We start from the raw sequence: 17,729 nt of genomic DNA, 5'->3' as shown, positions 1-17,729 counted from the left end.
AATCCGGGCGCGCCGGACCGGCGACGGGAGGCGGGGCGGCTCACGCCGTCGCGCCGAGCTCCCGGGCGAGTTCGGCCACGCCCCGGTCGGCGCCGCTGCCCGGCTTCCAGGTGCAGGCCAGTCCGATGGCGACGACGTCGCAGGCGGCCAGGACGTGGCGGACCGCGGCTGCCACCGCGGGCAGGCGTGGTCCGTCCGGCACGGGGAACAGCAGGCCCGGAAGGTCGCGCGGATCGATCACGTCGACGTCGAGGTGCAGGTAGACCGGACCGGCCGGCACGGCTCCCGCGAGGTCTCCGACCGGTACTCGCCGGATCGCCGATCCGGCGAGGAACTCCGCTTCCGGCGGATCCAGATCGCGCGCGTCGACCAGCAGCACGTCCTGCTCGGGCACGTCGGCCAGCCCGAGGCGCTGCGCGACCGTCCGGTCCGCGCCGCCCACCAGCTGACGGACCGGCATGCCGCCGAGGTATCCGGACGTCGACGTCTCGGGCGTCTGGACGTCGCCGTGAGCGTCGAACCAGACGAGTGCCGGCCGGAGCCCCGCGCGTTGCAGACCTGCCACGACACCGAGCGAGGTGGTGCAGTCGCCGGAGACCACGAGGGGTGCCCGGCCTGCGGTGACGTCTGCTGCGACGGCCTCGGCGACCTCTTCGTAGAGCGCGGCCATCCGCTCCCAGGGCGATCCGGCAGGCAGGGCCGGGGCGATGCTGCGCCCCGGAGAGAGCGGCAGCTCCAGGTCGGGCAGATGCTCGTCGAGGTGGAACGGCACCGCGATCACGGTCATCGCCACATGCTGCCGGGCTGCGGCCGGTGGCGGAAACTGCTTTCCTGCGTCCGCCATGATCGTGAGTTGCCCCCGAGGAGGCCCCGGTGCCCGACGTCATCCGCCTGATCCTGGACGACCACGAGACGTTCCGGAGCCGGTTCGCCCGGCTCGCGGAGCTGCGCGAGGACCCGCAGGCCGCCGCAGAGCTGTGGCGCGAGCTCTCGGCCCACCTCGAGGTCCACGCCTCGGCGGAGGAGGAGCACTTCTATCCGGCCCTGCTGCAGAACGTCGAGGGCAGCGAGGACGAGACGAAGGACGCGATCAACGACCACGACGAGATCCGCGACGGCATCCGGCGGTCGGCTGCGGCCGAGGCAGGCAGTGACGAATGGTGGGCAGGCATCCAGGATGCGCGTGAGGCCAACGACGAGCACCTGGCCGAGGAGGAGCGCGACGACATCCCCGACTTCCTGCGTGCCGTGTCGGTCGAGCTGCGTCAGGAGCTCGGTGAACGGTTCGAGCGCTTCGTGGGTGAGCACCCCGGCGCGCGGGGCCTCTCGGGCGAGGACAAGGACCCCGACCGGTACGTGGCCGAGAACGGCTGAGCCGGGGATCGCGGTAATCGGACGCGGGCATGCCGTGTCCGAAGACCGCCAGAACGTCCGGTCGATCCCGCCGATGCTGTGATCATGGAACTGAACCTGCAGGGCAAGGTCGCGGTCGTCACCGGTGGCAGCAAGGGGATCGGGCTGGCCACCGCACGCACCTTGCTCGGGGAGGGTGCCCGCGTCGTGGTCGCCTCCCGCACGACCACTCCGGAGCTCGCCGCACTCGTCGGGCCCGACCTCGTCCACATCCCGGCCGACCTGACCGACCCCGAGGTGCCCGCGCGTGCGGTCCGCCACGCGGCGGACGTGTTCGGCGGGCTGGACATCCTCGTGAACAACGCCGGTGGACCGCCGCCCGGAGTGCGGCTGCCGCGCTTCTCCTTCCTCGCTCCCACCGACACCGACTGGCAGGTGATGTTCGAGTTCAACCTCTTCTCCGTGGTCCGCGCCGTGCGCGCCGCGATCCCGCTGATGCTGGAGCGAGGCGGTGGGGCGATCGTCAACGTGTCCTCGGGCAACGCGCGCCAGCCGGGGGCCATGAACGTCGACTACGCGGCGGCCAAGGCAGGTCTGAACAACCTCACCGTGGCGCTCTCGGAGGAGTTCGGCCCGCAAGGGATCCGGGTGAACACGGTGTCGCCCGGTCCGGTGCGTACGGCCTGGTGGACCGAGGAGGGCGGGGCCGCGGACATCCTCGCGGATGTGGCCGGCAGCAACCGGAACGACGTGATGGACAAGCTCGCCCCGGAGATGATGAACCTGACCACAGGGCGCCTCGTCGACCCCCAGGAGGTGGCCGACGTGATCACGCTCCTCGTCTCGCCACGGTCCGCGAGCACCACCGGGGCCGACTTCGTGGTGGACGGTGGGTTCCTGAAGGCGGTCTGACGGGAGTCGCTCGCGTCAGGCGTGCGCTGCGAGGAACCGCTGCAGGTGCGGGTTGACGGCCTCCGCGTGGGTCAGGCTCAGGAAATGCGCCCCGTCCTCGACCACGACCAGCTGCTCGGCGCCCGGAATCGCTGCTGCGAGTTCCTCGGCGTGTGCCACGGGGTAGGCGGCATCGGCCGAGCCGTGCAGGACGAGCGCCGCGCAGCGGACGTCGTCGAGCCGGCCGAGGACGCAGTCGCGTTCGACAAGGGGGGTCATGATGCGGAGCATCCGATCGCCGGGAACGCTCCGCCACGTCTCCTTCCACTCGTCCGCCGGCGTCGAGCCCAGGCAGATGCCGGCGACGGTGTCCAGCAGCTGTTCCGTCGGCCCGTTCGCCGCCCAGCTCTCGGCGAGCTGCCGGTACGCGGCGGCGACCTGTGGGTCCTCGGCCGCACCCGACGAGCCCATGACGGCGACGGCCGTGACGCGGTCCGGCGCCAGTAGTGCCATCCGGAGGGCGACGAAGCCGCCCTGGCTGGTGCCCACGACGGCGGCGCTGTCGACGCCGAGATGGTCGAGCAGGCCGAGCACGTCCCGAGCGATGTCCCAGTAGTCGAAGGGGGCGTCGGCGGGGGTCCCGCCGTGTCCCCGCTCGTCCACCGTGACGAGCCGGAACTCCGAGCGCAGCGCCGCGACCTGCGAGGCGAACATGCGCTCGTCCATCAGAAAGCTGTGCAGCAGGACGACGACGGGCCCGCTTCCGCCGTGGTCGGTGTAATTCAGGTGCTGGCCGTCGTTGACGATGACCGTGGATCCCATCGGGGAGCTCCTCCCTCGGGCGACACGATGATCGTTGCACCGGGGGCAAGGGGTGGCGTCACCGCTTGCGGTTCTGCCACCACCAGCGCAGCAGGAGCGTGAGCGACGCGAGCAGCCCGGCCAGCACGACGAGCCGGCCGAGTGGTGAGGACAGCCCGGTGGGGTCCTGCGCGAGAACGGACATCACGGACGTCACGGACACAACGCTACTCGTCGAGCCAGACCGGCGACGCGGTGCCGAAGGACGGAGCGGGTGGGCGCCATGCCAGACGTTCTCCGTCGACCGTGCCGGGTGGACGGGCGAGCGTGAACGCGTCGAGCTCCTGCAGGTAGGGGGCCGGGTCGACCTCCGCGCCCGCGTCCGCGCTCTGGCGCGGCAGGCCCTGCAGCCAGGCAGCCGTGGCCGCCAGCGCCAGCCGGATGTGGTGGCTGCCGCCGTCGCGGCGCTGCCGGGCGAGCGCCAGCAGGGCAGCCGCGGCGCCCAGGTAACCGGTGGCGTGGTCGAGCACCTGGGCGGGGAGCGCGCCTGGTGCGTCCGGTCCGCCCTCGGCCACCGCGATCCCGCACGCCGCCTGCACGATGCTGTCGAACCCGCGCCTGTGGGCCCACGGACCACGGTGTCCCCACGCCGACAGCGTGACGATCACCAGTCCCGGATGCCGCTGCGCCAGCTCCTCGGGCGCGAGCCCGAAGCGGTCGAGAGCGCCGGGGCGGTAACCGGTGACCACGACGTCCGCACCTCCCAACAGCCGCTCCAGCTCGTCCCGCCGAGAGCCGAGGTCGAGCAGCGCGCTGCGCTTGCCGGGCAGGGTGTCGGCGGACTGGAGGGGGATCTCCGGCCGGTCCGGTGCGTCGAGACGCAGCACGTCGGCGCCGTGGACGGCGAGCGTGCGGGTGGCGACCGGGCCCGCGATCACACGGGTCAGGTCCAGCACGCGGGGCCTGCGCCGGGGGCGGGCCGGGGCGTCGCCGACGGTGCGGTGTTCGACGGGCGCGGGCGGGGGGCCCGTCTCGGCCCGCCAGTCCTCCTCGGTGCGGACGGCCGCGCCGATGCCGCCGGCGTCGTGCAGCGCGTTCTCCAGCTTCACCCCGGCCCATCCGGCGATCGCCGCCGGTACCTCCGCCTCCGTACAGCCCAGCACCCGCAGGGCGGCCGCGCGGTGCCACGGGTAGTTGGCGTGCAGCCGAAGCCACCCGTCGGCGGTGCGGTGGAAGGCCGAGAGCGGGTCGAACGGGTTGCCGAGCGTCCGTCCGTCGCGGCGCACGTACCGCTCACTGCGCAGCGCGACGGCGAGCTCGCGCGTGTCGAGGTCCACCCGTAGGCCGGTGCCGAGCGTGGCGGCGAGCAGGCTCGCGCCGACCGCGGCTGCGCCGGCATCGGTGACCGGAAACGTCGACGTCAGGGTCGTCGGCGGCCCGGTGACGTGCAGGCGGTGGAGTTCCTCGGGTGACCCGCGGAGCGTGGCCCACAGCGGAGACAACAGATCCGTCACCCTCGCAGCGTCCCAGCTACCGTGGTCGGGGTGCGACTGACGTACTTCCGGGAGTTGATGGCGGGCGAGTTCGGGGCGGCCCGGGCTGCCGCGGTGTCCCACGATCACGTGTTCGCCGAGCTCGGTGGGCGCACCGTGGAGGAGGCGCTCGAAGCCGGTATCGATCCGCGCGACGTGTGGAGGGCCGTCTGCGAGGTCTACGAGGTGCCGCCGGCCCGTCGCTGAGCCCGCTCTCGCTCTGGGCCGCCGGGCGCGGGAGCTTAGCCGCCCGGCGTGTCGTTACCCCGATCGAACAGACGTTCGCTACGCTGCTGTCCACATGGCGGTGCGGCTGTCCACACATCCCGACCGCTCCCGCGAATCGTCGGTGGCGCCCTCTACCGTCGACGCCAGTACCGACAGACCGTCCGAGCACCGAGGTGGAGACCGGCGATGACCCCCGCACCCGACCGCGAGAAGGCTCTCGAACTCGCGCTCGCCCAGATCGAGAAGAACCACGGCAAGGGCTCGGTGATGCGCCTCGGTGATGACACCCGGCCGCCCATCGGGATCATCCCCACCGGGTCCATCGCCCTCGACGTCGCCCTCGGCGTCGGCGGCCTGCCCCGCGGCCGTGTCGTGGAGATCTACGGCCCTGAGTCCAGCGGAAAGACCACCGTCGCCTTGCACGCGGTGGCCAACGCACAGGCGGCGGGTGGCATCGCCGCGTTCATCGACGCGGAGCACGCGCTCGACCCGGAGTACGCCAAGGCTCTCGGCGTCGACACCGACGCCCTGCTCGTCTCCCAGCCCGACACGGGGGAGCAGGCCCTCGAGATCGCCGACATGCTGATCCGTTCCGGCGCGCTCGACATCATCGTCGTCGACTCGGTGGCCGCGCTCGTACCGCGTGCGGAGATCGAGGGCGAGATGGGCGACAGCCACGTCGGTCTGCAGGCCCGGCTCATGAGCCAGGCGTTGCGCAAGATCACCGGCGCCCTGAGCAACTCCGGCACCACGATGATCTTCATCAACCAGCTGCGCGAGAAGATCGGTGTCATGTTCGGCTCGCCGGAGACCACCACGGGTGGCAAGGCGCTCAAGTTCTACGCGTCGGTGAGGCTCGACATCCGCCGGATCGAGACGCTCAAGGACGGCTCCGACATGGTCGGCAACCGCACCCGGGTCAAGGTCGTCAAGAACAAGGTGGCGCCGCCGTTCAAGCAGGCCGAGTTCGACATCCTCTACGGCGTCGGCATCAGCCGCGAGGGATCGCTCGTCGACGTGGGGGTCGAGCAGGGCATCGTCCGTAAGTCCGGCGCCTGGTACACCTACGAGGGCGACCAGCTCGGTCAGGGCAAGGAGAACGCCCGCAAGTTCATGCGCGAGAACCCCGACGTCGCCACCGAGATCGAGAAGAAGATCAAGGAGAAGCTGGGCATCGGGGCTCAGCTCGACGCCGAGGCCGAGAAGCTGCCTGCCCCGGTCGACTTCTGAGCACGGTGCCGGAGCACTCGCCGCCGGAGCAGAGCGGGGCCCGAGTCGCCCGGCTCGACGGGCTCGGCATCGAGGAAGCCGGGCCTGCCCCGGTGGCCCGGCTGGATCTTCCGGATCCGGCCGAGCCGGCCCGTCCTGCGGCCGACCTCACCGACCTGCGCGGGCCCGACGCCACCGCTCCGGTCGCCTCATTCCCATCCCACGACGGATCGGCCGACGATCGATCCGACGAGGATGGAGCGGTCGAGGGTGTGCGGGAGTCCGGAGCGGCCCCCGTTGCCCTCTTCGACGCCGCGCAGCTTGCGGGCACCGGCCGCGAGGTGCCGGTGGCCGAGCTCGGCACTGCGGCTCGAGGCCGTGCGGCCGGTCGACGGGCTCGCACCACGAGCGCGGATGGCGGTCGCGGGCGGGAGCGGTGGCGCCGGAACGGCGATGGGGACCAGGCTGACCTGGCCGGTCCGGCCGATCGTGACAGCCGCGCTGCCCGAGCCGAGCGCGCCGATCGGGCTGCCCCGGCTGAGCGGGCCGATCGCGGCAACCGTGCCGCCCAGATCGACGGGGCCGGCCACGGTGACGGCGACGGGCACGGCGAGCAGGCCGGTCGCCGCAGGCGCTCGGGTCGTGGCGATCGGGCCGAGCGCAGGGGGAGGTCCGCCTCGGATTCCGGTGCTCGGGCTTCCGGTGTGGCCGGGCAGTCGGATCGCCGGGCCGGCGGTGAGCCCGACGCCGACCCTGTGAGCATGGCGCGGGAGATCTGTCTGCGGCTGCTCACCGACCGGGCGCGCACCCGCCAGGAGCTGGCGCAGGCGTTGCGACGCAAGGGCATTCCCGACGACGCCGCCGCCACGGTGCTCGAACGGTTCGACGAGGTGGGGTTGATCGACGACGCCGCCTTCGCAGGTCAGTGGGTCCGTTCCCGGCACGCTCACCGCGGCCTGGCACGGCGCGCGATCGCGGTGGAGCTGCGCCGCAAGGGGGTCGCCGACGAGGTCGCGGGGGAGGCGCTGGCCGAGGTCGACGGTGAGTCCGAGGAGCGGCGGGCGCGTGAGCTGGTCGACCGCAAGCTGCGGTCGATGAAGGTGGCGTCCGCCGAGCAGCAGACGGTGGCCGGGCGCCGGCTCGTCGGAATGCTCGCCCGCAAGGGCTACGGCGCCGCGGTGGCCTACCGGGTGGTGCGGGAGGCCCTCGCCGAGCACGGTGCCGATGTCGAGGAGCTCGACGGCGCGGAGCCCCCGGACGACTGATCCGTCGCCGTCGGCGCAGCGGGACGGGCCCATCAGGGGCGGGCACCGGGTTCTGCGCCGGACGAGCGGCACTCCGGCACCGACCTATCGGGCGAACGTGCCGCTCGTAGCCCCAGCCCCTGTGCCTACTTCTTCAGCCGGCGGCTTCCGCCGTGCCAGTCCTCCTGCTTGCCGGTTTCGTGCTCACGCACGCCGAAGGCGCGCAGCTGGGGCTGCTCGCGCAGGCTCCGCTTCAGCTCGGAGAACCCGGGGAACCGCGCCAGCGCGATCACGTGGTCCCACAGCTCGGCCGCCTGTTTCTCGTCCGGGAGCCGGCTGATCACCGGGCCGAAGAACGCAACGCCTTCCGGCGGCTCGAAGTGCAGGATCGGGGTGCCCACGTCCTTGCCGGTCAGCCGAAGGGCCTCGTCGGTCTCGGCCTGGATCTCGGCATCCCTGCCGGCGTCGTCGAGAGCGTCGGCCAGTGTGGCCGGCAGGTCGATCCCGGCGAGCACGGGCTCGACGAACGCCCTCGTGCCGCGGAGCTCGCGGTCGGCGGCCACCTCCTGCGAAACATCGCTGTCGAAGATCCGAGCGCCGAGGGCGGCGTAGAGGCGGCCGACGGCCGGGCGACCGAACTCGGCACGAGTGCGGGCCGCAACGCGGAGCAACCGCAGGCCCGCCGTGTGGCCGGCCTCGTACTCCGGCGGGAAGTGCGCGCCGTAGTCGATGTGGGAATTGAGCAGCCGTAGCGAGATGAACCGCCAGTCGACCGAGTAGTCCCGCTGGGCCTGCACGATCCGCACCCACTTGCTGGTCATCCAGGCGAACGGGCAGACGGGGTCGAAGTAGAAGTGGATGTCGGAGTCGGCCATGCCTCGCAGGCTAATCCGGGGGCGCCGCCGGGGCAGGTGTCAGAGCTTCGGGGCGCCGCAGCACCTGCACGTCGCCGGGGAACCCGTCGCCCGCCGACACCACGGCGAGGAAGGACAGCAGGGTCTCGCGGAACGCGCGCATGGCGTGGGTCGGCGCGAGATCGCCGCGGCGGGCCAGTGCGACGGTCCGGTACAGCGGGGGTGTGAGCACCGTGCGACGCAGTCGCGGCCTGCTCGAGAAGACGAGGTCCGGCACCACCGCCACGCCGGTGCCGGCCTCCACCATCCGGAGCACGGCGTCCATCTCCCCGCCCTCCACCGCGAACTGGGGGGTCTCACCGGCGTCGGCGTACGCCTTCAGCGTCGACTCCAGCAGGTCGTAGCCCTGTCGCGGCACCACCAGGTGCCGGCGGGCCAGCTCCTTCACCGTCATCGAACTGCGTGATGTCGGTGCACGTTCCGACGTGGGGGACGCCACCGATAGGCGCTCCCGCAACAAGGGCTCGGTGTCGAGTGCTGCGTCGATCCCTCGCGGCGGCACGATCACCATCGCCACGTCGAGCTCGCCGCGCACGAGTGAGCGCACCAGCGGCTGCGAGCCGCTCTCCACCAGCTCCAGCCGCACGTCGGGGTACTTCTCGTGGAAGACGCGCAGAACGTCGGCCAGCACGCCGATGCACAGCGACGGCGTCGCTCCGACCCGCACGCGCCCGCGGCGCAACCCGACGATCTCGGCCACGGCGGTGCGGGCGCCGTCGGCGTCGGCGAGCATGCGCCGGGCGAACGGCAGAACGGCCTCACCCGCGGGGGTCAGTGCGAGCCCGTCGCGGCTGCCACGGTCCACAAGGGGCGAACCGAGTTCGTCCTCCAGCGCCCTGAGCTGCCGGGACAGCGTGGGCTGGGCCACTCCGAGTGACTCCGCCGCACGAGTGAAGCTGCCCACGTCGGCTACGGCCACGAAGTACGCGAGCTGCTGAAGTGTCACGTATATAGCGTACGTCTATCGACGATCCCGTTTCGATGCATTGGACGTTAGGCCCACGGACTACGCACCCTGACCCCATGGTGACAGTGGGAGAGCGGCCGGCGGTGCGGGCGCGGCACACGCCGCGGCCCTCGTCGGTCCAGTTGAAGTTCGTGATGGCGGTGTCCGGCGCCCTCGCGCTGCTCTACCTGATCGCCCACATGATCGGAAACCTGAAGATCTTCCTGGGTGCCGACGCCATCAACACCTACGCAGCCTGGTTGCGCACCGTCGGCGAGCCGGCGTTGCCCATGCAGACGCTGCTGTGGATCGTGCGGGTGGTCCTCGTGGTCGCGATCGTGGCCCACATCGTCTCGGCCACGATCCTCGCGCGCCGCGCCCGCCGGGCCCGCCCGGTCAGGTACGCCCACCGCCAGCCGGTTCGGGGCAGCTACGCCGCGAGGACGATGCGCTGGGGTGGCGTGATCATCCTGCTGTTCATCATCTACCACCTCCTCGACCTCACCGCCGGCACGCTCAACCCGCAGTTCGTCGAGGGCGACGTCCACTCGAACCTCGTGGTCGACTTCGCGCCGAGCCACTGGTACGCGACGGTCGCCTACACGGTGGCGGTGATCGCGGTCGGGTTCCACGTCCGTCACGGCCTGTGGAGCGGCCTGCAGACGCTGGGCCGCTCCAGTGCCGCCGCCCAGAACACCATCAAGGGTGTCGCCCTCGTGGTCGCGGTCTTGCTGACCGTCGGCTTTCTCTCCGTCCCGTTCTCGATCCTGACCGGATTGGTGCGTTGATATGACCAGCAGCTACACGGACTACACGGTCGGCGACCCGGTGGCCGACACCGTCGCGCCCGCTGGGCCGATCGAGGATCGCTGGGAGAAGCGCCGCTTCGGCGTCAAGCTGGTGAACCCGGCGAACCGGCGCAAGATGAAGATCATCGTCGTCGGCACCGGTCTCGCCGGGGGGAGCGCCGCGGCGAGCCTGGCCGAGCTCGGCTACCACGTCAGCTCGTTCTGCTATCAGGACAGCCCGCGCAGGGCCCACAGCATCGCCGCGCAGGGCGGGATCAACGCGGCGAAGAACTACCGCAACGACGGCGACAGCGTCTACCGGCTGTTCTACGACACGGTCAAGGGCGGGGACTTCCGGTCCCGGGAGTCGAACGTGCACCGGCTGGCCGAGATCAGCGTGCAGATCATCGACCAGTGCGTGGCGCAGGGCGTGCCGTTCGCCCGTGAGTACGGCGGTCTGCTCGACACCCGCTCGTTCGGTGGCGCGCAGGTCTCCCGCACCTTCTACGCCCGCGGCCAGACGGGTCAGCAGCTGCTGCTGGGCGCCTACCAGGCTCTGGAGCGGCAGATCGACGCGGGCAACGTCGACATGTATTCGCGTCACGAGATGCTCGACCTGATCATGGTCGAGGGTCGCGCGCGCGGGATCGTCGCTCGCGACCTCGTGACGGGGGAGACACGCAGCCACCTCGCCGACGCCGTGGTGCTCGCCTCGGGCGGCTACGGCAACGTTTTCTACCTCTCCACCAACGCCAAGGGCTGCAACGTCACGGCGAGCTGGCGCGCGCACCGGCGAGGAGCGCTGTTCGCGAACCCTTGCTACACGCAGATCCACCCGACGTGCATCCCTGTGAGCGGCGATCACCAGTCGAAGCTCACGCTGATGAGCGAGTCGCTGCGCAACGACGGCCGCGTCTGGGTGCCGGAGAAGGCCGGTGACACGAGGGCTCCCGGCGACATCCCCGAGTCCGAGCGCGACTACTTCCTCGAGCGGCAGTACCCGAGCTTCGGCAACCTGGTGCCCCGCGACGTCGCCAGCCGTGCGGCCAAGAACGTCTGTGACGCCGGGCGTGGGGTCGGCCCCACCGGTCTCGGTGTCTACCTCGACTTCGCCGAGGCGATCAACCGGCTCGGGCGCCCGGCCGTGGCGGCCAAGTACGGGAACTTGTTCCAGATGTACCAGCGCATCACCGGCGAGGACCCCTACGTCGTGCCGATGCGGATCTTCCCGGCGGTCCACTACACGATGGGCGGCCTGTGGGTCGACTACGACCTGCAGAGCAGCATCCCCGGCCTGTTCGTCGTCGGCGAGGCGAACTTCTCCGACCACGGCGCCAACCGGCTCGGTGCCTCCGCCCTGATGCAGGGCCTGGCCGATGGCTACTTCGTCCTGCCCAACACGATCGGCAACTACCTGGCGGCGTCGCACCTCAGTCCGGTCGATCCCGGAGCGGACGAGGTGCGCGCTGCCGAGCAGGAGGTCAACGGCCGGATCGAGACGCTGCTCTCGATCGGCGGGAACCGCACGGTGGACTCGTTCCACCGCGAGCTGGGACACCTGATGTGGGACCACTGCGGCATGGAGCGCACCGACGCAGGCCTGCGCAAGGCCCTGGACCGCATCCCGGAGCTGCGCAGGGAGTTCTGGAGCAGCGTGAAGGTGCCCGGCACCGGCGCGCAACTGAACCAGTCGCTCGAGCGGGCCGGACGCGTCGCCGACTTCCTGGAGCTCGCCGAGCTGATGTGCCTCGACGCGCTGCACCGCACGGAGTCCTGCGGTGGGCACTTCCGTGCGGAGAGCCAGACCGAGGACGGCGAGGCGCTGCGCGACGACGAGCACTTCTCCTACGCCGCGGCCTGGGAGTACACGGGCCAGGGCGAGCCCCCGGTCCTCCACAAGGAGGACCTGCACTTCGAGTACGTCATTCCCAGCCAGCGGAGTTACAAGTGAAGCTCAATCTCAAGATCTGGCGTCAGAACGGCCCGGACGACCGCGGCCGGCTGGTCGGCTACCGCGTCGACGACGCCGACGAGGACATGTCGTTCCTCGAGCTGCTCGACGTGCTCAACGAGCGTCTCGTGCTCGACGGCGAGGAGCCGGTCGCATTCGACCACGACTGCCGTGAGGGGATCTGCGGCGCGTGCAGCATGGTGATCAACGGCGAGCCGCACGGTCCGCAGAAGGCGACGACGACCTGCCAGCTGCACCTGCGGCACTTCCGGGACGGCGAGTCGATCACCATCGAACCGTTCCGGGCGGCGGCGTTCCCGGTGGTGCGCGACCTCGTCGTCGATCGCAGCGCACTCGACAGAATCGTGGCCTCGGGCGGATACATCTCGGCCCCGACGGGCGCCGCACCGGAGGCGCACTCCACGCCCGTGCCGAAGGAGAACGCCGACCGTGCGTTCACCGCCGCCGCGTGCATCGGTTGCGGGGCGTGCGTCGCCGCGTGCCCCAACGGCAGTGCGTCGCTTTTCCTCGGCGCCAAGATCACTCACCTCGGCGAACTTCCCCAGGGGCAGCCGGAACGCTCCGACCGCGTGGTGCGCATGGTCGAGACGCACGACACAGAAGGCTTCGGGGGCTGCACGAACACCGGTGAATGCGCGGTGGCGTGCCCGAAGGAGATCCCACTCGATGTGATCTCCCAGCTGAACCGTGACTATCTGCACGCGACAGCGGGAGGGCGCCGCACGGCCTGACGATCTCGAAAGCGGATTCGCGCCGCGCATTGAGGACCACGTTCCTGCAGCTCAGAGCAGGATCGTGGTTCTTCTGCGTCCGCGTTTGGAATGCGCCGAGTGAATCGCATCACGATGGGGGAATTCGACCCATAGCCCGCCGAGCCCCGTTGGTCGGAAGGTCGTAGGCTCCCGCGAGATCCAGACGTCCCGGCGCCGCGGCTTCTGCGGCTGGCGTCGGTTCACCCGCAGAAGATGAGGACTTCTTGACGTGTCATCCACCACAGATGCGTCCACAGGCAGGGCGCAGATAGCGGAACGAACGCTCCGTACCGACCGGTGGTGGCTGCCGCCCCTGGCCAACTTCGTCGGCCTCGCCCTGTGGGTCGTCTACGCCACTGTGCGCGCCTTCATGCAGGAGTGGTACTTCGTACCGCAGTACAACTACCTCACCCCGTTCTACTCGCCGTGCGTGTCGAACGGCTGTGTGGAGCAGGCCGCTCACTTCGGACGCTTCCTGCCCGACGTGTGGTGGCTGCCCTACGCCGCTCTAACGTTGCCGTTCCTGCTCTTGTTCCGGCTCACCTGCTACTACTACCGCAAGGCGTACTACCGGGCGTTCTGGCTCTCGCCGCCCGCCTGCGCCGTGGCCGAGCCGCACGCGCGGTACACCGGGGAGACGCGCTTCCCTCTTCTCGGCCAGAACCTGCACCGCTACTTCTTCTACCTCGCCGCGATCATCTCCGTGATCAACACGTATGACGCGATCAAGGCCTTCATCAAGGAGGACGGAAGCTTCGGGCTCGGCCTGGGCAACATCATCCTTCTGATCAACGTCGTGCTGCTCTGGGCGTACACGGTGTCGTGCCATTCGTGTCGCAGCATCATCGGCGGCCGGCTGAACCATTTCTCGAAGCATCCGGTGCGCTACAAGCTGTGGGTCCAGGTTTCCCGGCTCAACGGCAAGCACATGCAGCTCGCCTGGACCACACTGGCCTCCCTGGCCATTACGGACTTCTACATCATGGCCGTCTCGGCCGGGTGGTTCTCCGACCTGCGGATCGTGGGGTGAACACTGTGACGACGGAACAGACCACCGGACAGGGTGGGAACGAGAGCATCGAGCGCCACGAGTACGACGTCGTCGTCATCGGTGCCGGTGGAGCGGGCCTCCGCGCCGCGATCGAGGCCCGAATGAAGGGCAAGCGCACCGCCATCATCTCCAAGTCGCTGTTCGGCAAGGCGCACACGGTGATGGCGGAGGGCGGTTGCGCGGCGTCGATGGGGAACGTGAACCCCAACGACAACTGGATGGTGCACTACCGCGACACCATGCGCGGCGGGAAGTTCCTCAACAACTGGCGGATGGCCGAGCTGCACGCCAAGGAGGCGCCCGACCGCGTCTGGGAGCTCGAGACCTACGGTGCGCTGTTCGACCGCACCAAGGACGGCAAGATCAGCCAGCGCAACTTCGGTGGCCACACCTACCCGCGCCTCGCGCACGTCGGTGACCGCACCGGGCTGGAGATGATCCGCACCCTGCAGCAGAAAGTGGTGTCGCTGCAGCAGGAGGACTACCGCGAGACCGGTGACTACGAGGCCAACATCCGCGTCTTCCACGAGACGACGATCACCGATCTGTTCAAGGCCGACGGGAAGATCGCGGGCTGCTTCGGCTACTACCGCAGCACCGGCAAGTTCGTCCGGTTCGACGCTCCGGCGATCGTGCTGGCCACGGGCGGGGTGGGCAAGAGCTACCAGGTGACCTCGAACTCCTGGGAGTACACCGGCGACGGCCACGCGCTGGCCCTGCGTGCGGGCGCCACCCTCATCAACATGGAGTTCCTGCAGTTCCACCCGACGGGCATGGTCTGGCCCCCGTCGGTGAAGGGAATCCTGGTCACGGAGTCGGTGCGCGGCGACGGCGGTGTGCTGCGCAACTCCGAGGGCGAGCGCTTCATGTTCAACTACGTCCCCGACGTCTTCAAGGACCAGTACGCCACCACAGAGGAGGAGGGCGACCGCTGGTACACCGACGCGGACAACAACCGCCGTCCCCCGGAGCTGCTGCCCCGTGACGAGGTGGCGCGCGCGATCAACTCCGAGGTGAAGGCCGGGCGGGGGAGCCCCCACGGCGGTGTTTTCCTCGACATCGCCTCGCGCCTGTCGCCGGAGGAGATCCAGAAGCGGCTCCCGTCGATGTACCACCAGTTCAAGGAGCTGGCGGACGTCGACATCACCAAGGAGCCGATGGAGGTCGGCCCCACCTGCCATTACGTGATGGGCGGAGTGGAGGTCGAGCCGGACACCACCATGTCCACGGTGCCGGGCCTGTTCGCGGCCGGCGAGGTTGCGGGCGGGATGCACGGCTCCAACCGGCTGGGCGGCAACTCGCTGTCGGACCTGCTCGTGTTCGGCCGCCGCGCCGGACTGGGCGCCTCGGAGTACGTCGACGGGCTCGCCGGGGTGCGCCCCGCCGTCCGTACGGACGACGTCGCCGCTGCCCAGGAGCGGGCGCTGCTGCCGTTCTCGTCGGCCACAGAGGGCGGGGAGAACCCGTTCGTGGTGCAGCTGGAGCTGCAGAAGACGATGCACGAGCTCGTCGGGATCATCCGCAAGGCCGACGAGATGGAGATGGCGCTCAAGAAGCTCCAGGACATCGCCACGCGCACCCGCACGGTGAGCGTCGAGGGCCACCGGGAGTTCAACCCGGGCTGGCATCTCGCGCTCGACCTGCGCAACATGCTGCTGGTCTCGCTGTGCGTGGCGAAGGCGGCCCTGGAGCGGCAGGAGAGCCGCGGCGGCCACACCCGGGACGACTACCCGGTGATGGACTCCGACTGGCGCCACGTGCTGCTGGTGCTGTCGGCCCTGGGCGAGGACAACGTCGAGCTGGTGCGCAAGGAGCAGGTGCCGATGCGGCCCGAGCTGCTGGACCTGTTCGAAATGGACGAGCTGAAGAAGTACTACACCGGCGAAGAGCTGGGCGGACACAGAGCTGGTGCTGCGAGCGCCGGGGAGGCTGCGAAATGAGCTATGACGCCCACTTCAGGGTGTGGCGGGGCGACGCAGAGAAGGGCGAGCTCGTCGACTACCCGGTGGAGGTGAACGAGGGCGAGGTCGTCCTCGACATCATCCACCGGCTGCAGCAGACCGAGGCGGGCGATCTCGCGGTCCGTTGGAACTGCAAGGCCGGCAAGTGCGGGTCGTGCAGCATGGAGATCAACGGCAAGCCGCGCCTGGCGTGCATGACCCGGATGTCGACCTTCACCGAGACCGAGACCATCACGGTCACACCGCTGCGGACGTTCCCGGTGATCCGCGACCTCGTCACCGACGTGTCGTTCAACTACACGAAGGCCCGCGAGGTGCCGAGCTTCGCGCCGCCGCCCGACCTGGAGCCCGGTGAGTACCGGATGCAGCAGGTGGACGTCGAGCGGAGCCAGGAGTTCCGCAAGTGCATCGAGTGCTACCTCTGCCAGAACACCTGTCACGTGGTGCGCGACCACGAGGAGAACAAGGAGAACTTCGCCGGCCCGCGTTATCTGATGCGGATCGCGGAGCTCGACATGCACCCCCTCGACGTCGCCGACCGCAAGCAGGAGGCGCAGGAGGAGCACGGTTTGGGCTTCTGCAACATCACCAAGTGCTGCACCGAGGTCTGCCCCGAGCACATCAAGATCACCGACAACGCGCTCATTCCGCTGAAGGAACGCGTGGTCGACCGCAAGTACGACCCGCTGGTCTGGCTGGGCAGCAAGATCTTCAAGCGCGCAGGCGCCTGATCCTCTGATCGCGGCAGAGCCACCCTCACGCACCCGCACCGCGTGAAGGTGGCTCTGCCGCATTCCGGGAAGGGCTCAGCGGCCCATGCTCCGGCGGATCTCCTCCAGCCTTGCCTTGGCCGCGCGCTCGCGTTCGGCCTCCTGCTCCTCGACGCTGCGGGCCTCGGGGGTGTTCTCTGCCAGTTCGGCCGCGCCGATCGAGGTGGCGTAGCGGGTCTCGATCTTCTCGCGGACGTAGTCCAGACTCGGGACGCCCCGATCGTCGTAGTCGGGCACGGGTGACGGTGGGGGCGGCGCCGTCGCGTCCTCCACGATCTCCGCGTCCAGCGGCTCGATGCCCCCGGATGGCCCTGTCGAATTCTGGCTTTTGGGCGATTCGGCGTTCTGATTAGAACTATCGGGCGAATCGTTCATGGCGCGCATCCCTCCGTTGGCCGGGTATAACCGCACAGTGCTCCGCCGACTTTCACCCGGATGCTTACGCTCTGCAGTCGGGCAATCGCGTATCGCGACGGTTGCGCTTTCGTTATCCGAGCGGGACGCCGCCTTGGCCGTTCCACCTTGGTACGTGGAGGAACAGGCATGACGGCAGCCCCGGCAGCGGGACCGGTGCAGTCCACCGGACAGACACGAGTCTCCCGAATCGCGCCCTCTGGCGCTCCTGTCGACCTGACCCTTCCGGCGGAGTTCGGCGAGTACCGCTGGTATGGCAACACACGCTTCAGCGGGCCCCGGATGGCCCGCCAGTTCTTCCTCGCCCCGGTGGGGGAGCACCGCGTGATCCCGCGCCGCGTGCTGCCGGGCGCACGGGAACGCAGACTGTCCATGCGCGGTTTCGACGCCGTCGTCTTCGAGGCGCCGAACCGCTCCGACTCCGCGCTCGTGCTCGCCGGGCCGTACCACGAGGCCACCACGTGGTTCGGCGGTCCTGCTCCCGACGACGCCGGTCTGGGCCGTTTGCTGAGCACGTTCCGGTTCGCCGACTCGCCGACCGGAGCGACCCTCACCCCCACCTCGGATCTGCTCGTCAGCCAGGGGGACGTGGCGCTGATCGGGCGTAGCGACCGCTCCACGCTGATCGTGCGGCGCTCCACCGACGTGCTGCCGACGTTGCCCGAGTGGGCCGGGCTCGCCCTGCCGGGCGGGGAGCTGTGGCGTGCGGGCCGGGAGCTCAACCCCCTCGACGCCGCCCGCGTCGTCGGCACCCCCCACCAATGGCGCTACCTGTTCGCGGGCGACAGCGCAGCCATGGACCTCGTCCTGCACGGACCGGAGTCGGGCCGCGCCGTCGCCCCCATGGCCGAGCAGCAGGTCGTCGGAGCGCTCGCCGCTCTGCGCGGCATCTGGAGGGGCTGA

General features: G+C 70.1%; 20 protein-coding genes. 12 read left to right on the top strand and 8 right to left on the bottom strand.

Annotated features, from left to right (window positions below; genetic code table 11):
• Positions 1-40 precede the first annotated feature (40 nt).
• Positions 41-787, bottom strand: coding sequence for an arginase family protein (locus ABD743_RS27690; RefSeq protein WP_344725277.1), 747 nt, complete (start codon positions 785-787; stop codon positions 41-43).
• Positions 788-873: 86 nt separating this feature from the next.
• On the opposite strand from ABD743_RS27690, the gene ABD743_RS27685 reads away from it, so the two are divergent.
• Both ABD743_RS27685 and ABD743_RS27680 read left to right on the top strand, forming a co-directional pair.
• Positions 874-1,374 (top strand): hemerythrin domain-containing protein, encoded by a 501-nt coding sequence (locus ABD743_RS27685; protein ID WP_344725276.1) that lies wholly within the window; start codon positions 874-876, stop codon positions 1,372-1,374.
• 84 nt (positions 1,375-1,458) lie between these two features.
• Entirely contained in the window at positions 1,459-2,265 is an 807-nt protein-coding gene (locus ABD743_RS27680; protein ID WP_344725275.1) for an SDR family NAD(P)-dependent oxidoreductase, read from the top strand.
• 15 nt (positions 2,266-2,280) lie between these two features.
• Here ABD743_RS27680 and ABD743_RS27675 read toward each other — a convergent pair whose 3' ends face one another.
• The 3 genes from ABD743_RS27675 to ABD743_RS27665 are packed head-to-tail and all read right to left on the bottom strand — an operon-like array spanning position 2,281 to position 4,559.
• The gene (locus tag ABD743_RS27675; RefSeq protein WP_344725274.1) at positions 2,281-3,066 is read right to left on the bottom strand and encodes an alpha/beta fold hydrolase; all 786 of its coding nucleotides are present in this window, start codon (positions 3,064-3,066) and stop codon (positions 2,281-2,283) included.
• 58 nt (positions 3,067-3,124) lie between these two features.
• On the bottom strand, positions 3,125-3,262 hold the full coding sequence (locus tag ABD743_RS27670) for a hypothetical protein (RefSeq protein WP_344725273.1): 138 nt from the start codon (positions 3,260-3,262) through the stop codon (positions 3,125-3,127).
• A 10-nt stretch (positions 3,263-3,272) separates the two neighbouring features.
• Positions 3,273-4,559: a CoA transferase gene (locus ABD743_RS27665; protein WP_344725272.1), complete on the bottom strand. Its 1,287-nt coding sequence runs from the start codon at positions 4,557-4,559 to the stop codon at positions 3,273-3,275.
• A gap of 30 nt (positions 4,560-4,589) precedes the next feature.
• On the opposite strand from ABD743_RS27665, the gene ABD743_RS27660 reads away from it, so the two are divergent.
• Both ABD743_RS27660 and recA read left to right on the top strand, forming a co-directional pair.
• A complete protein-coding gene (locus tag ABD743_RS27660) occupies positions 4,590-4,784 on the top strand; it encodes a DUF3046 domain-containing protein (RefSeq protein WP_241040138.1) in 195 nt (64 codons plus the stop codon).
• 207 nt (positions 4,785-4,991) lie between these two features.
• Positions 4,992-6,035 carry a recombinase RecA gene (recA, locus tag ABD743_RS27655; RefSeq protein ID WP_344725271.1) on the top strand — a complete coding sequence of 348 codons (1,044 nt, stop codon included), beginning with the start codon at positions 4,992-4,994 and terminating at the stop codon, positions 6,033-6,035.
• Between the two features lie 188 nt (positions 6,036-6,223).
• On the opposite strand, the gene ABD743_RS27650 is transcribed toward recA, so the two are convergent.
• Positions 6,224-6,622, bottom strand: coding sequence for a hypothetical protein (locus ABD743_RS27650; protein WP_344725270.1), 399 nt, complete (start codon positions 6,620-6,622; stop codon positions 6,224-6,226).
• Positions 6,623-6,775: 153 nt separating this feature from the next.
• Between ABD743_RS27650 and ABD743_RS27645 the strand changes: the two genes are divergently transcribed.
• On the top strand, positions 6,776-7,279 hold the full coding sequence (locus ABD743_RS27645; RefSeq protein ID WP_344725269.1) for a regulatory protein RecX: 504 nt from the start codon (positions 6,776-6,778) through the stop codon (positions 7,277-7,279).
• A 125-nt stretch (positions 7,280-7,404) separates the two neighbouring features.
• On the opposite strand, the gene ABD743_RS27640 is transcribed toward ABD743_RS27645, so the two are convergent.
• Together ABD743_RS27640 and ABD743_RS27635 are read right to left on the bottom strand one after the other, a co-directional pair.
• Positions 7,405-8,133, bottom strand: coding sequence for a mycothiol-dependent nitroreductase Rv2466c family protein (locus tag ABD743_RS27640; protein ID WP_344725268.1), 729 nt, complete (start codon positions 8,131-8,133; stop codon positions 7,405-7,407).
• 10 nt (positions 8,134-8,143) lie between these two features.
• Positions 8,144-9,118, bottom strand: a complete 975-nt coding sequence (locus ABD743_RS27635) for a LysR family transcriptional regulator (protein ID WP_344725267.1) — start codon at positions 9,116-9,118, stop codon at positions 8,144-8,146.
• Positions 9,119-9,195: 77 nt separating this feature from the next.
• On the opposite strand from ABD743_RS27635, the gene ABD743_RS27630 reads away from it, so the two are divergent.
• The 6 genes from ABD743_RS27630 (at position 9,196) to ABD743_RS27605 (ending at position 16,373) form a co-directional block, all read left to right on the top strand.
• Positions 9,196-9,906 (top strand): succinate dehydrogenase cytochrome b subunit, encoded by a 711-nt coding sequence (locus ABD743_RS27630; protein WP_344725266.1) that lies wholly within the window; start codon positions 9,196-9,198, stop codon positions 9,904-9,906.
• Position 9,907: 1 nt separating this feature from the next.
• Positions 9,908-11,857 (top strand): fumarate reductase/succinate dehydrogenase flavoprotein subunit, encoded by a 1,950-nt coding sequence (locus ABD743_RS27625; protein ID WP_344725265.1) that lies wholly within the window; start codon positions 9,908-9,910, stop codon positions 11,855-11,857.
• On the top strand, positions 11,854-12,609 hold the full coding sequence (locus ABD743_RS27620) for a succinate dehydrogenase/fumarate reductase iron-sulfur subunit (RefSeq protein WP_344725264.1): 756 nt from the start codon (positions 11,854-11,856) through the stop codon (positions 12,607-12,609). Before ABD743_RS27625 ends, ABD743_RS27620 begins: the two co-directional genes overlap by 4 nt.
• A gap of 250 nt (positions 12,610-12,859) precedes the next feature.
• Positions 12,860-13,660: a hypothetical protein gene (locus tag ABD743_RS27615; protein WP_241040146.1), complete on the top strand. Its 801-nt coding sequence runs from the start codon at positions 12,860-12,862 to the stop codon at positions 13,658-13,660.
• Between the two features lie 5 nt (positions 13,661-13,665).
• Positions 13,666-15,621: a fumarate reductase/succinate dehydrogenase flavoprotein subunit gene (locus ABD743_RS27610; RefSeq protein WP_344725428.1), complete on the top strand. Its 1,956-nt coding sequence runs from the start codon at positions 13,666-13,668 to the stop codon at positions 15,619-15,621.
• A complete protein-coding gene (locus tag ABD743_RS27605) occupies positions 15,618-16,373 on the top strand; it encodes a succinate dehydrogenase/fumarate reductase iron-sulfur subunit (RefSeq protein WP_344725263.1) in 756 nt (251 codons plus the stop codon). Before ABD743_RS27610 ends, ABD743_RS27605 begins: the two co-directional genes overlap by 4 nt.
• Positions 16,374-16,448: 75 nt before the next feature.
• Here the strand turns inward: ABD743_RS27605 and ABD743_RS27600 are convergent, their stop codons facing one another.
• Positions 16,449-16,787 carry a hypothetical protein gene (locus tag ABD743_RS27600; RefSeq protein WP_344725262.1) on the bottom strand — a complete coding sequence of 113 codons (339 nt, stop codon included), beginning with the start codon at positions 16,785-16,787 and terminating at the stop codon, positions 16,449-16,451.
• Positions 16,788-16,955: 168 nt separating this feature from the next.
• Here ABD743_RS27600 and ABD743_RS27595 point away from each other — a divergent pair, with 168 nt between their 5' ends.
• Positions 16,956-17,729, top strand: a complete 774-nt coding sequence (locus tag ABD743_RS27595; RefSeq protein WP_344725261.1) for a hypothetical protein — start codon at positions 16,956-16,958, stop codon at positions 17,727-17,729.

Origin of the sequence: Pseudonocardia yunnanensis, from assembly GCF_039534065.1 — a bacterium.
GTDB lineage: Bacteria > Actinomycetota > Actinomycetes > Mycobacteriales > Pseudonocardiaceae > Pseudonocardia > Pseudonocardia yunnanensis.
This window is presented reverse-complemented; position numbering and strand designations above follow the sequence as displayed.

Coding starts and splice junctions, on each gene's coding strand:
- ABD743_RS27600 (WP_344725262.1), bottom strand. CDS start 16,787: ATGAACGATTCGCCCGATAGTTCTAATCAGAACGCCGAATCGCCCAAA.
- ABD743_RS27645 (WP_344725269.1), top strand. CDS start 6,776: ATGGCGCGGGAGATCTGTCTGCGGCTGCTCACCGACCGGGCGCGCACC.
- ABD743_RS27630 (WP_344725266.1), top strand. CDS start 9,196: ATGGTGACAGTGGGAGAGCGGCCGGCGGTGCGGGCGCGGCACACGCCG.
- ABD743_RS27675 (WP_344725274.1), bottom strand. CDS start 3,066: ATGGGATCCACGGTCATCGTCAACGACGGCCAGCACCTGAATTACACC.
- ABD743_RS27605 (WP_344725263.1), top strand. CDS start 15,618: ATGAGCTATGACGCCCACTTCAGGGTGTGGCGGGGCGACGCAGAGAAG.
- ABD743_RS27640 (WP_344725268.1), bottom strand. CDS start 8,133: ATGGCCGACTCCGACATCCACTTCTACTTCGACCCCGTCTGCCCGTTC.
- ABD743_RS27595 (WP_344725261.1), top strand. CDS start 16,956: ATGACGGCAGCCCCGGCAGCGGGACCGGTGCAGTCCACCGGACAGACA.
- recA (WP_344725271.1), top strand. CDS start 4,992: ATGACCCCCGCACCCGACCGCGAGAAGGCTCTCGAACTCGCGCTCGCC.
- ABD743_RS27680 (WP_344725275.1), top strand. CDS start 1,459: ATGGAACTGAACCTGCAGGGCAAGGTCGCGGTCGTCACCGGTGGCAGC.
- ABD743_RS27690 (WP_344725277.1), bottom strand. CDS start 787: ATGACCGTGATCGCGGTGCCGTTCCACCTCGACGAGCATCTGCCCGAC.
- ABD743_RS27625 (WP_344725265.1), top strand. CDS start 9,908: ATGACCAGCAGCTACACGGACTACACGGTCGGCGACCCGGTGGCCGAC.